Annotated in this window: 11 protein-coding genes; 8 read left to right on the top strand and 3 right to left on the bottom strand. The window is 67.3% G+C overall.

Going from position 1 to position 13,158, the window contains the following annotated elements; translation table 11 throughout:
- The 6 genes from ACLQ3C_RS17570 (at position 1) to ACLQ3C_RS17545 (ending at position 6,300) form a co-directional block, all read left to right on the top strand.
- Entirely contained in the window at positions 1-402 is a 402-nt protein-coding gene (locus tag ACLQ3C_RS17570) for a hypothetical protein (RefSeq protein ID WP_425706372.1), read from the top strand.
- 307 nt (positions 403-709) lie between these two features.
- Positions 710-2,563 (top strand): molecular chaperone DnaK, encoded by a 1,854-nt coding sequence (dnaK, locus tag ACLQ3C_RS17565; RefSeq protein WP_425706371.1) that lies wholly within the window; start codon positions 710-712, stop codon positions 2,561-2,563.
- Entirely contained in the window at positions 2,560-3,210 is a 651-nt protein-coding gene (gene grpE, locus ACLQ3C_RS17560; protein WP_425706370.1) for a nucleotide exchange factor GrpE, read from the top strand. Before dnaK ends, grpE begins: the two co-directional genes overlap by 4 nt.
- 110 nt (positions 3,211-3,320) lie before the next feature.
- Positions 3,321-4,535: a molecular chaperone DnaJ gene (gene dnaJ / locus ACLQ3C_RS17555; protein ID WP_425706369.1), complete on the top strand. Its 1,215-nt coding sequence runs from the start codon at positions 3,321-3,323 to the stop codon at positions 4,533-4,535.
- A 105-nt stretch (positions 4,536-4,640) separates the two neighbouring features.
- Positions 4,641-4,997 carry a heat shock protein transcriptional repressor HspR gene (locus tag ACLQ3C_RS17550; protein ID WP_425706391.1) on the top strand — a complete coding sequence of 119 codons (357 nt, stop codon included), beginning with the start codon at positions 4,641-4,643 and terminating at the stop codon, positions 4,995-4,997.
- Between the two features lie 142 nt (positions 4,998-5,139).
- Positions 5,140-6,300: a hypothetical protein gene (locus tag ACLQ3C_RS17545; RefSeq protein WP_425706368.1), complete on the top strand. Its 1,161-nt coding sequence runs from the start codon at positions 5,140-5,142 to the stop codon at positions 6,298-6,300.
- Positions 6,301-6,369: 69 nt separating this feature from the next.
- Here the strand turns inward: ACLQ3C_RS17545 and ACLQ3C_RS17540 are convergent, their stop codons facing one another.
- Positions 6,370-7,521 (bottom strand): FAD-binding oxidoreductase, encoded by a 1,152-nt coding sequence (locus tag ACLQ3C_RS17540; protein ID WP_425706367.1) that lies wholly within the window; start codon positions 7,519-7,521, stop codon positions 6,370-6,372.
- A gap of 248 nt (positions 7,522-7,769) precedes the next feature.
- Here ACLQ3C_RS17540 and ACLQ3C_RS17535 point away from each other — a divergent pair, with 248 nt between their 5' ends.
- On the top strand, positions 7,770-8,933 hold the full coding sequence (locus ACLQ3C_RS17535; RefSeq protein ID WP_425706366.1) for an amidohydrolase family protein: 1,164 nt from the start codon (positions 7,770-7,772) through the stop codon (positions 8,931-8,933).
- A gap of 32 nt (positions 8,934-8,965) precedes the next feature.
- Here the strand turns inward: ACLQ3C_RS17535 and ACLQ3C_RS17530 are convergent, their stop codons facing one another.
- A complete protein-coding gene (locus ACLQ3C_RS17530) occupies positions 8,966-10,471 on the bottom strand; it encodes an amino acid permease (protein ID WP_425706365.1) in 1,506 nt (501 codons plus the stop codon).
- A gap of 250 nt (positions 10,472-10,721) precedes the next feature.
- A complete protein-coding gene (locus tag ACLQ3C_RS17525) occupies positions 10,722-11,624 on the bottom strand; it encodes a serine/threonine-protein kinase (protein WP_425706364.1) in 903 nt (300 codons plus the stop codon).
- A gap of 81 nt (positions 11,625-11,705) precedes the next feature.
- On the opposite strand from ACLQ3C_RS17525, the gene ACLQ3C_RS17520 reads away from it, so the two are divergent.
- The gene (locus tag ACLQ3C_RS17520; RefSeq protein ID WP_425706363.1) at positions 11,706-13,073 is read left to right on the top strand and encodes an FAD-binding oxidoreductase; all 1,368 of its coding nucleotides are present in this window, start codon (positions 11,706-11,708) and stop codon (positions 13,071-13,073) included.
- Positions 13,074-13,158 lie beyond the last annotated feature (85 nt).

Below are 13,158 nucleotides of genomic sequence, written 5' to 3'. Positions count from 1 at the left end.
ATGTCCGACCTGCCCAAGATCACCGACCACGAGATGCGGACGATCATCCAGTACTCGCAGCCCTACTCGGTGGTGGTGTTGCGCGCGGGACCTCAGTTCGGAACCCCCGAGGCGCACGACATCATCTGGGAGCACAGCCGCCGGAATTTCTCGCTGCGGGCCAAGGGCGATCTCGCCGTCATCCTCGGTGTCAACGAGCCCGGTACCGAATCCAACTCCGAGGTCCGCGGCTTCGGCGTCTTCGACAAGGACGTGGAGACCACCACGAAGATCATGAACGACGACCCGGGTGTGCAGGCCGGCGTCTTCGAGTTCGAGGTGTATCCCGTCCGCGGATTCCCGGGCGATGCGCTCGCTCCGGGCCCGGACCGGTCGCTGCCCGCGACAGCCGGCACGGATTAGGCCAGGATTAGGCCCCGAACAGGCCCGCGGCCGATTCGGAGGGATTGAGTCGATCCGACTCAACTCTTTTCGCGATTCCGGGAACAACTCCGTCCGCACACCCGTTGGACCCATCGAGCAACCTGAGTGTTAGAGGCTCAACTTCAGTTGACCAACCCGGCTCGACCCGGTAGGACATGAGTCGGAGGCGCTGAAGTCTGGCCTTCCCGCGCGCAGGTTTGCCGCAGACCACTCCCTCGTGGTGGCACATCGGTGGCCGCGGGGGCGGACTTGGGTGCAGACCCAGAAACTAGGAGGAATCGCAAAGATGTCTCGTGCTGTTGGAATCGACCTCGGCACCACCAACTCCGTGGTGTCAGTACTCGAGGGCGGCGAACCGACCGTCATCGCCAACGCCGAAGGTTCCCGTACGACCCCGTCGGTTGTCGCGTTCGCGCGGAACGGCGAGGTGCTCGTCGGGCAGCCGGCAAAGAACCAGGCGGTCACCAACGTCGACCGCACCATCCGCTCGGTCAAGCGTCACATGGGTGACACCGAATGGAACGTCGCCATCGACGACAAGAAATACACCCCGCAGGAGATCAGCGCCCGCACGCTCATGAAGCTCAAGCGCGACGCGGAGTCCTACCTCGGGGAAGACGTGTCCGACGCGGTCATCACCGTGCCGGCCTACTTCAACGACTCGCAGCGGCAGGCGACCAAGGAAGCGGGTCAGATCGCGGGCCTCAACGTGCTCCGCATCGTCAACGAGCCCACCGCCGCGGCACTGGCCTACGGGCTGGACAAGGGCGAGAAGGAACAGACCATCCTGGTCTTCGACCTCGGTGGCGGTACCTTCGACGTCTCGCTGCTCGAGATCGGTGACGGTGTCGTCGAGGTCCGTGCGACCTCCGGTGACAACAATCTCGGTGGCGACGACTGGGACCAGCGCATCGTCGACTGGCTCGTCGACAGGTTCAAGAGCTCCTCGGGCATCGACCTGACCAAGGACAAGATGGCCATGCAGCGTCTGCGTGAGGCTGCCGAGAAGGCCAAGATCGAACTGTCGGCCTCGCAGTCGACCTCGATCAACCTGCCCTACATCACCGTCGACGCCGACAAGAACCCGCTGTTCCTCGACGAGCAGCTCTCGCGCAGCGAATTCCAGAAGATCACCTCGGACCTGCTCGAGCGCACCCGCGCCCCGTTCCAGGCCGTCATCAAGGACGCCGGCATCTCCGTCGGCAACATCGATCACGTTGTGCTCGTTGGTGGTTCGACCCGTATGCCTGCGGTCACCGACCTGGTGAAGGAACTGACCGGCGGCAAGGAGCCCAACAAGGGCGTCAACCCCGATGAGGTCGTCGCGGTCGGTGCGGCCCTGCAGGCCGGTGTGCTGCGTGGCGAGGTCAAGGATGTACTGCTGCTCGACGTCACCCCGCTGAGCCTCGGTATCGAGACCAAGGGCGGCGTGATGCACAAGCTGATCGAGCGCAACACCACCATCCCGACCAAGCGGTCGGAGACCTACACCACCGCCGAGGACAACCAGCCGTCGGTGCAGATCCAGGTGTATCAGGGTGAGCGCGAGATCGCCTCGCACAACAAGCTGCTCGGCAGCTTCGAGCTCGGTGGGATCGCGCCTGCGCCGCAAGGTGTTCCGCAGATCGAGGTGACCTTCGACATCGATGCCAACGGCATCGTGCACGTCACCGCGAAGGACAAGGGCACCGGCAAGGAGAACTCGATCCGCATCCAGGAGGGCTCGGGCCTGTCCAAGGACGAGATCGACCGGATGATCAAGGACGCCGAGGCGCACGCCGAGGAAGACCGCAATCGTCGCGAAGAGGCCGAGACCCGTAACCAGGCCGAGTCGTTGGTGAACCACACCGAGAAGTTCCTCGCCGACAACGAGGACAAGGTGCCCGCCGACGTCAAGGAGAAGGTCAACGGGGCCATCGCCGAGGCGAACGAGGCACTCAAGGGCAACGACATCGCGTCGATCAAGAGCGCGATCGAGAAGCTCTCGACGCAGTCCCAGGAGCTGGGCCAGGCCATCTACTCGGCGTCGGCCGCCGAGGGCCAGGGTGCGGACTCCGGCGACGGTGCAGGCGCGGACGCCGACAACGACGTCGTCGACGCCGAGGTCGTCGACGAGCCGAACACCGGGGACACCAAGTGACGGCTGCAGGCGCCGGAAACGGACGCGAGGAACCGGTCACGGTGAACGATCGTCGTCGCATCGACCCGGAAACGGGTGAGGTGCGCGAGGATTCGGCCGCCGGGCCGGGCCCCGGGGCGGCCGATCCGGTTGCCGACCCACCCGTTTCTGAGCCGGCCCCGCGCTCTGCGGAGTCCGACGAGGTCGCCGACCTCACCGCGGCCCTGCAGCGTGAACGCGCGCAGTTCGCCAACTACAAGCGGCGGACCGAGGAAGAAAAGCAGGGGCGGGTCGCCTACGGCAAACAGGTCCTGATCGAAAAGCTCCTGCCGGTGCTCGACGACCTCGACCGGGCCCGCGAGCACGGGGATCTGGAAACGGGTCCGCTGCGCGCGGTCGCCGACAAGCTGACCGGAACGTTGAGCGCCGAGGGCGTCGTCAAGTTCGGCGCGCCCGGCGACGTGTTCGACCCCGAGCTGCACGAGGCCGTCCAGAACGACGGCAGCGGCGGTGAGCCGGCCCTCGGCTCGGTGTATCGCAGCGGTTACCGGCTGGGCGACAAGGTGATCCGGACCGCGATGGTCACCGTCACCGATGCCGCGCCGGGAACCGGTGCATCGGGCTCACCCGATGCCGCCTCGCACGACCCCCAGAGTGGTGCACAATAACCATCTGCGAGTTGCCCGGTGGGGCGCGCCGACGCATCAGCGTCGCGCGTCCCGCCGGGCATCACACATACTTCATCCAGACATGTTCATTACGAAGGAGGTGACGTCTGGTGGCTCCACAACGAGAATGGCTCGAACGCGACTTCTACAAGGACCTCGACGTTGCTTCTGATGCTTCGTCTGAAGAGATCAAGAAGGCTTATCGCAAGCTCGCCCGCGAGCTGCATCCGGACGCCAATCCGGGTGACACGCAAGCCGAAGAACGCTTCAAGCGGGTGTCCGAAGCCCATAGCGTGCTCGCCGACCCGGACAAGCGAAAAGAGTACGACGAGACCCGCGCCATGTTCGCCGGCGGCCGATTCCGTGGCGGCGGCAACGGTTTTCCCGGTGGCTTTCCCGGCGGCGGCGGTGGCAGCACCCGTTATTCGACCGAGACCGGCGCCGACTTCAACATCGGCGATCTGTTCGGCGGTGGCGGCGCCACCGCGGAGGGTGCAGGCGGATTCGGCGATATCTTCGAGGGACTGTTCAACCGCGGCGGTTCGGGGCCACGCACGTCGACGGCGGCGCGGCCGCGCCGCGGCAACGACCTCGAAACCGAGACCGCGCTGTCGTTCAAGGACGCGGCATTGGGTACGACCGTCCCACTCCGGGTGACCAGCCCGGCGCCGTGCACCACCTGTCACGGCAGTGGTGCCAAACCCGGGACCAGCCCGCGGGTGTGCCCGAACTGCAACGGCTCGGGCTTCGTCAGCCGCAACCAGGGCGCCTTCGGGTTCAGCGAACCGTGCCAGGACTGCCAGGGCACCGGATCGCGTATCGACGACCCGTGCACCGATTGCGACGGCAGCGGCGTCAAGGTGCGTGCCCGCACCATCAACGTGCGCATCCCCTCCGGGGTGGAAGACGGTCAGCGCATCCGGCTCGCCGGACAGGGAGAGGCCGGCCGCCGCGGTGCGCCGTCGGGTGACCTGTATGTGGTGGTCCACGTGACCCCCGACAAGGTCTTCACGCGCAGCGGCCACGACCTGCGTATCCAGTTGCCGGTGCGGATCTCCGAACTGGTGCTCGGTGCGACGGTGTCGGTGCCGACGCTCGACGGTTCGGTCGGGGTCAAGATCCCGCCGAACACGAGTGACGGACGCACGCTTCGGGTCCGCGGGCGCGGTGTGCCCAAGCGTGCCGGCGGGGCGGGCGATCTGCTCGTCAGCGTCAAGGTCGAGGTGCCCCGCAAACTCGACGATGCCGCGGTGGAGGCGATGACCGCCTACGCCGAAGCCGAAAAGGCGAGCGGGTTCGATCCACGGGCGGGCTGGGGGCGATGAACCATGGCCGAACGCAGGGATCACACCCGGTCCGGCGCTGACCGCGCCCGGCCGACCGGCACGCCCGCCGGCTTCGACGACGACGTCAATTCGGCGGCGACATTCATGATCTCGGTGGCCGCCGAGTTGGCCGGGATGCACGCGCAGACGCTGCGTACCTACGACCGGCTCGGTCTGGTGACGCCGCAACGCACCAGTGGCGGCGGGCGTCGGTACTCGACGCATGACGTCGAGGTGCTGCGCGAGATCCAGCGGCTCTCGCAGGAAGAGGGCGTGAATCTCGCCGGGATCAAACGCATCATCGAGCTCACCAACCAGGTCGACGCGCTGCAACAGCGCGTCCACGAACTGCAGCACGAGGTCGACACGCGCGGGATCCGCCGCGGTGGCGAACTCGTGCCCGTGCCGCGCACCAGCGCGCTCGTGGTGTGGCAACCGCGCCGCCGGCGCACCGACGTCTGACCGGCGCCGCCACACCAGAAGTAACAAAACGCCGGCGTGCAGCGACAGCGGTCCAAGGCGGCCTGATCGCCGCGCGTACGCTGTTCGCGTCGAAAGCCGACGGGCGCGCAGAGCCGGCTCGCCGGCGGAAAGAGAGGTGCCGGTGAGCGAGTCACCCGAGATCTCCATCGCCGAGCCCGCAGTTCTCGGGGTGTCGGTGGTGGGCGATGAGATCGCAACCGTGGTCCGCGACGCGACCGGCGAGATCGTCGCCAGCAACCACGCGGAACTCGCCGACGGCTCGCCCCCGGCGGTCCTCGACGCGCTGACCGAACTCGTCGGTTCCGCGCCGTTCCGGATCGCCCACATCGTCATCACGTGCGCGCGCTCCGATGTCCGCAGCCACCTCGATTTCTCCGTGAACGCGCCGGGCCGTCCCGACTGGGCTTCGGCGGTCAGCTTCATCGATCTGCCGCATGCGCTCGCACAGGCGGTCCGCCGCGACGGCACCGCCGAGGTCGCCGTCGTCGCCCTCGACCGGGCGGGAGCGCTTGTCCGCGGAACGTCGATCGCACTCGTCGACGCCACCCACGCCTCGGTGCTCGGAGCGGCCGAGGTCGCCCCGGATCACGCGTTGGCGGTGACCGACCCGGTCGGCGCCGGCTGGCTTGTGGCGCACCTCGATTCGCTGACCGGTGGCTCCACGGTGGCCGGGATCCTCGCCGTCGGATCCGGTGCGCAGATGCCCGAGGCCGTCTCCGCCATCGAGGCGGCAACCGGTGCGTCGGTGACCGTCGCCCCGGCTCCCGTCTTTGCCCTTGCGCAGGGCGTGACCGAGGTGATCACCGCCGACACCCGGGCCATCCCGGTCACCTCTGCGGTGGCGGCCGCGCCCGCAGCGCCGACGGCTGCGGCCGCCGTCGCCGGGGCCAAGCCGACAGCGCGGCACGGCTCGGGCTTTCGCTGGTGGATCATCGGCGGTGCCGCCGGGCTGGCCGTGTTGCTGTGCCTGATCGCCCTCGTGGCACTGTTCTCCACCAGAGGTGGCGACGATGCGCCCGCCGCGGTCACCTCGACGGTGTCGGTGCCCGGCCCGACGACCGAGGTCACCGTGACGCGTACCAGCCGGGCCGACGCCGAGACCGTCGTCGACCAGCAGACCGTCACCCGTACCCGCACCGTCACGCCGCCGCCGGTGAGCAACACCGTCACGCAAACCGCCACCGTGACCGCGACGGCAACCGTCACCGAACAGGAGACGGTCACCTCGGTGGTCACGACCACGGTGCCCGTGCCGGCGGCCGGCGACTCCGGCGGCCAGTAAGAGCTCGCCGCAGATGGCCTGGTAGTGCAGAAGGCCTGGTAGTGCAGATGGCCTGGTAGGGCAGAAGGCCTAGTAGACGGGGTCGTGCTGGATGAGGCTGGCCCGTACTCCGGCGATGATGAGTCCGCGGTGGGTGTTCGCGACCATCTCCGGGGAGCCGGCGACGAGGGTCTGCCGGTCGTAGAAGCCGGCGTCGGCGCCGACGATGTCGACGAGCCGGCCGATGCGATACTCGATGCCGAGCTCGGCCGGCCGCACCCCGCCGTCGAGCCACCATGGATCGGTCGCTTCTTCTGACACCGCAGTGATCTGCAACCAGGGGTTGGTCGCCGCCATCTGACGCAGCACCGGCAGATCATAGAGTTCGCCGGGGTGGCGCGCGCCGTAGTAGATGTGGGTCGGCGGCGAGTCGGCGAGCGTCGACATCTCGATGAGCAGGGCGCGTAGTGGGGCCAATCCGGTACCACCGGCGACCATCAGCACCTCCCGGTCGCCATCGATGTGCAGCGTCCCGTGCGACTGCCCGAAGGTCCACACGTCGCCGGCCTGGGTCTGGGCGACGATCGCCGAGCTGACGGTGCCACCGGAAACCGCCCGCACATGGAATTCCAGCTCGCCGTGCGGGTTGGGCGGGATGGCCGGCGACAGGTTGCGCCAGACCTTGGGCCACTGTGGGATCTGGGTCTCCAGGTATTGGCCGGTGTTGAACTCCAGTGGGGTATCGGTGACCAGCCGGACGACCGCGAGACCGCGACTGATGCGGAACTTCTCCACGACGCGCGCGGTCCACGTCGCCGCGCCGGGCGCGGTCTGGGCGGCACCGCGCATCACGCCGGTCACCAGCATCATCGCCTGCCCGACGGTGCGTTGGGCCTCCTCGTCCCACTGCTCGCCGAGGGTGGCGGCGAATTCGCCCATCAGGGCGCGGTAGATGGTGTGGTAGTGCTCGGGATGTACGCCGAATTTGCGGTGGTCGCGGCCGAGCTGCGCGAGAAATTCGACGAGTTCGGCCTGCCCCGACTCGCTCGGGATGACCTCGAGTACATGGTCGATGACGTGGTAGAAGGCCTCACGCTGCAGCGACATCATCGCGCCGAACAGTTCGCGTAGGTCCGGGTCGATCGCGAACAGCCTGGTGTAGACGTTTCCGGCGAAGCGGTCGGGATCGCGGCCGATCAATTCGCGAAGCTGGTGCAGCACATGGCGGGAATGGCTCGCCAAGTTGCACCTCCACACCGATCGCTCGTCCACCCGGCCGGGACGCACACAACATTCCGACCGACAACGTCACCCATTCTGCCTTGCGAGCCCGACGGATCGACTCAGGCCTGGTACTACCGGCGCAGCTGTGTTGCGCCCGACGTGGTTGCGCCCGACGTGGTTGCGCCCGACGTGGTTGCGCCCGCCGTGGCGTCGATCGGTATACCGAAGGCACGTGAGGCGTCGACGACTGTGGCAATGTCGAATGGGTGACAACTCTGGCCCCGACGACCTCGGGGATCGTCGACGCCCACGTTCAGTACTGGAATCCGCGTCGGAACCCGTGGACGCGAAATCCGGTCGCACGCGGGTACCGGTATGTCCCCAAGATCGGGGACCGGCTCTTTTCGGTTGCCGTGCCCCAATCCGAACGCGAATACATTCTGACTCCGCACATCGTCGGACGTGCCTATGAGCCGCAGCATTACCGCGCCGACATCGCTGCCGTGGCCGAGGCGACGGGTGTCCCGATCGAGTCGGTGGTGGTGTCCGAGGCCTACCGGCGGCTCGGCGACACCCAGGATCCCGAGGCGGGCCGGCACGCCGTCGACGAGGTGCGCTACCTGCAGGGGCTGGCCCACGGTGCCGGGTCGGGGCCGTCCCTCGGTGCGATGATGGTGCGTGCCGACCCGCGCTCGGACGGATTCGTCGAGCGGCTCGACGCGCAGCTGGCGATCAGCGACCGCATCCGCGGCATCCAGGTCAACGCCACCCGGCATCCCGATCCCAAGGTCCGCTCGGCCGGGCCGGCCGATGGCATGTTGGCGTCCCCCTCGTTTCTGGCCGGGATCGAGAAGATCGCCGACCGCGGCCTGGCGCTGGAGGTGTTCGCCTACTCGCATCAGCTCTACGACGTCATCACCCTCGCCCGCGAGTTCCCGGACACGACCGTCATCATCGACCACTTCGGTTGTCCGGTAGGGGCTTTCGGGCCGGTCGGCCTGCGCACCGGAACCACGGCGGCTGCGCGCGCCGACATCATCCGGCTGTGGCGTGAGCGAATGGTCTCCATCGCGGCCGAACGCAACGTCGTCGTCAAGCTCTCCGGCCTGGCGATGCCCGTCCTCGGCTATGGGCGCGAGCCGTGGGGCAACATCGGGGCCCAGGAGACGCTGACCCAGATGATCGGCCCGCTGGTGCGCCACGTCGTCGCGCATTTCGGGGCGAGTCGGGTCATGTTCGGCTCGAACTTTCCCATCGACAAACCCAACGCCACGATCGACACCATCATCGGAAGTCTGCTGGAGATCCTCGAACCCTGGGGTGAGGCGGTGTCGCGTAACATCTTTCGCGACACCGCCCGCCGCGTCTACGACATCACCGAGCCGGAACCGGAGCCGACGCCTGACCCGGAGCCGGAGCCGGAGACGTGATCGGCCGGGTGGGGTGATCGGCCCGTCCCACCTCAGGCGCGCTCGTCGGGGTCACCGGATTCGTGCTCGGGCCCTCGGGGAATGGGTGGCTGCGGCATCACCGGATACTCGCCGGTGTAGCCCTGGCGCTGGGCGGCGATCGTCATCACCTTGCCCCGGCAGGCATACCAGCCCGCCGTCAGCAACGGGATGCCGACGAGGATCGCGATGAGGTTCCAGTAGTTGTCCCAGCACATCAGGACCACGACCGCCGCCAGGAACGCCAGGGTCAGATAGCTCGTGTACGGCGTGCCCGGCAACCGGAAGGCCGGCCGGGTCAGGATGCCCTTCTTCTCCCACCGGTAGAGCTGGATCTGGCAGGCGACGATCATGGCCCAGGTCGAGATGATGCCCAGGGCCGACAGATCCAGCGCGATGTTGAATGCCTTGGCCGGCACGAAGAGATTCAGCACGACGCCCAGCAGGGTGAGTGCGCCGGTGAGCGCGATGCCGCCGAACGGCACACCGTTGCGGTTCATCTTCGCGGTGAACGCCGGGCCGGTGCCGTTCATCGCCATCGACCGAAGCGTCCGGCCGGTGGAGTAGAGCCCGGCGTTGAGACTCGACAACGCGGCGGTGAGCACCACCACGTTCATGATGCCGCCGGCCGCGGGCACGCCGATCTTGGAGAAGAACGTCACAAAGGGACTCTCCCCGGCCTTGTACGTCGTGTACGGCAGCAGCAGGGCGAGCACGAGTAGCGAGCCGACGTAGAAGATGGCGATACGGACGATGACCGAATTGATGGCGCGCGGCATGACTTTCGCCGGTTCGGCGGTCTCGCCTGCGGCCGTGCCGACCAATTCGACTGCGGCGTAGGCGAAGATGACTCCCGAGGTGACGATGACCAGCGAGAACATCCCGGTGGGGAACATACCGCCGTTGTCGGAGATGACACTGAATCCGGTCGGGGAGCCCTCGATGTCGAAACGTCCGGCGAGGAACACGATACCGACGACCAGGAAGGTCACCAGCGCGGTCACCTTGATGATCGACGCCCAGAACTCCATCTCGCCGAACAGCTTCACCGAGATGATGTTGGTCGTCAGCACGATGGCCAGTGCCACCAACGCGATCAGCCACTGCGGCACACCCTTGAACATGCCCCAGTAGTGCACGTAGAGCGCGACCGCGGTGACGTCGACGATCGCGGTCGCCGCCCAGTTGAAGAAGTACAGCCAGCCGGTGACGAAAGCTGTTTTCTCACCGAAGAATTCGCGGGCGTAGGAGACGAACGAGCCCGACGACGGACGATGCAACACCAGCTCGCCGAGGGCACGCAGGATGAAGAAGACGAAGACGCCGCAGACCGCGTAGGTGATGAACAGCCCGGGCCCGGCGTCGTGCAAGCGGCTACCGGCGCCCATGAACAGGCCGGTACCGATCGCGCCGCCGATGGCGATCATCTGGATCTGTCGCGGTTTGAGGCTTTTCTGGTAGCCCTCGTCCTCATGGGTGAGGGCGGAATTGTCGTATGGGGCGCTGGGTTCGGCCGTCAATGTTTCCCCTTGATCGTGGTCGGCCCGTCTCCGAAGTCCGGTTGGCGACTCGTACGCGCGAGTGGAGCAGGACGATGTTGGACATTAGGGATTTCTCGTCACGGGCAGAACAGGTCCGTGTAAACGATGACTGCGGAACAGCCCGGTCACGCCGGGTGGGTGCGCCGGGAAATGGCCTTTTCAGCGGCGTTCGAAGCCCACGAATGTCCGAATTAACATGGCAGCGGCGGTGATACGGGTCACACCACGGCTAGGCTGGGCCGCGTGACCAGCGACGGCGGCGCGGCTCGTCGGGGGGCACCGGCACGTCGCGCAGTGCGCGCGTGATGATGTCGACGAATTCGGCGCAGGTCTGATAGCGATCCGCGGGATTCTTCGCCAGGGCCTTGGCGAAGACCGAATCGAGAGCCGACGGCAGCCACGCGCGGCGGCGGGTGAGCTTCGGTGGGTCGTCGCGGATGTGGGCGTGGGTGATGGCGAATGCCGTCGACCGCGGAAAGGGTGGTGTCCCGGTGAACAGTTCCACCAATGCGCAGGCGAACGAGTAGACGTCGGTGGCCGGGGAGAGTTGTTGCGCGGCAAGGAGCTCCGGCGCGGCATACGCGACCGATCCTTGCACTCGACCGTTGCGGGCGAGTGGTCGGGTGTCATCGAGGAGGCGGGCGATACCGAAATCGCTGAGTACGCCGTCGGCGTCGTCGGTCGCCGTCGTCAGCAGGATGTTCGCCGGTTTGACGTCGCGGTGAAGCACCTCACGCGTGTGGGCGTAGTCGAGGGCGTCGCCGATCTGTTGTGCCACCCGCAGCACCACCGAGACCCGGGGCTGGCGGTCATCGAGTGGGATCAGGGACGTCGCCGACGGGCCGGCGACGTACTGCATGGCCAGCCACAGTCGGGTGCCGGGTGCAGCGGTGTCGATGCGGACTTCACCGCGGTCGACCATCGAGACGATATGCGGATGGTCGAGCAGTGAGGCGATGGTGAACTCGCGCTCGAAGCGTTCGCGGGCCCGTCCGGCATCCGCGTCGTCGCCGTGTAGGACCTTGAGCGCCCACGGCCCCGAACCGTCGGTGCGATGCACCCGGTAGACGTCGGCGCTGCTGCCGTGTCCCACGGCGGCTTCGATGACGAAGCCTGCGACGGTCTCGCCCATCCGGAACACCTCGCCAGGGTATCGGCCGAAGAGTTCTTCCCGCTGACCTCGGCCCCGGACCGGCGGTTCTACGCTGAGATGATGAACAGCGTGGACGTCGACGGATTGCGGGCCGAACTCCCCGAGCAGATGCTCGTCACCGACCCCGACATTCTCGCCGGCTATCGCCAGGACCGCGCGTTCGATCCCGATGCGGGCACCCCGCTCGCCTTGATCCGGCCGGTCACCACCGAGCAGGTGCAGACCGTGCTCAGGTGGTGTGGCCACCACCGGGTCCCGATCATCACGCGCGGTGCGGGCACCAGCCTCTCCGGCGGTTCCACCGCGGTGGACGGCGCGGTGATGATCTCGACCGAGAAGATGCGGGAGATCACCATCGACACCGCCACCCGCACCGCCGTCGTCCAGCCCGGCCTGCTCAATGCGGAGGTCAAGGCGGCTGCGGCGGCCAACGATCTCTGGTATCCGCCGGACCCCTCGTCCTTCGAGATCTGCTCGATCGGCGGCAACGTCGCCACCAATGCGGGCGGATTGTGTTGCGTCAAATACGGGGTCACCACCGACTACGTGCTCGGCATGCAGGTGGTGCTCGCCGACGGTCGCGCGATCCGTGTGGGCGGCAAGCAACTCAAGGACTCGGCCGGGTTGTCGTTGACCAAACTGTTCGTCGGCAGCGAGGGGCTCCTCGGCATCATCACCGAGGTCACCCTGCGGCTGCTGCCGCCGCAGGCGCAGGCGTGCACGGTGGTCGCGACGTTCGCCTCGGTGCACGAGGCCGGTGAGGCGGTGCTCGACATCACCGCCCGGATTCGGCCGGCGATGCTCGAATTCATGGACCAGGTGGCGATCAATGCCGTCGAGGACATGTTGCGCATGGGCCTCGACCGTGAGGCCGGCGCGCTGCTCGTCGCCCAGTCCGATGCGCCCGGTCCGGCCGGTGCCGCCGAGGTCGAGATCATTCGTGCGGCCTTCGAATCCCGGGGCGCTGCCGAGGTTTTCGCCACCACCGATCCCGCCGAGGGCGAGGCCTTCACCGCGGCGCGCCGGGCCGCGATCCCCGCCGTGGAGAAACTGGGCTCGCTGCTGCTCGAAGATGTCGGGGTGCCGCTGCCCGCGCTGCCCGTCCTGATCGACGGGGTCGGCACGATCGCGTCCGACAATCGCGTGCTGATCTCGGTCATCGCGCATGCCGGTGACGGCAACACCCATCCGCTCATCGTGTTCGACCCCGACGACGCCGACGAGCACGATCGTGCGCAGCGGGCCTTCGGCCAGGTGATGGATCTGGCGATCTCGTTGGGCGGCACCATCACCGGTGAACATGGGGTGGGCCGGCTCAAGAAGGGCTGGCTCCCCGACCAGGTGGGTCCCGACGTCATGGAACTGACCGCCACCATCAAAGCCGCACTCGATCCCGATGGACTGCTGAACCCCGGCGTCGTGCTGTAGCCGCAACACGGTTCGCGGACAATCATCGTCAACGGATAATGTGCCTACTGACAAAACCAGTTTGAGAGTGGAGGTGGGCAGGTGG

The sequence above is a fragment of the Gordonia sp. DT30 genome, assembly GCF_049844915.1.
Classification (GTDB): domain Bacteria; phylum Actinomycetota; class Actinomycetes; order Mycobacteriales; family Mycobacteriaceae; genus Gordonia.
This window is presented reverse-complemented; position numbering and strand designations above follow the sequence as displayed.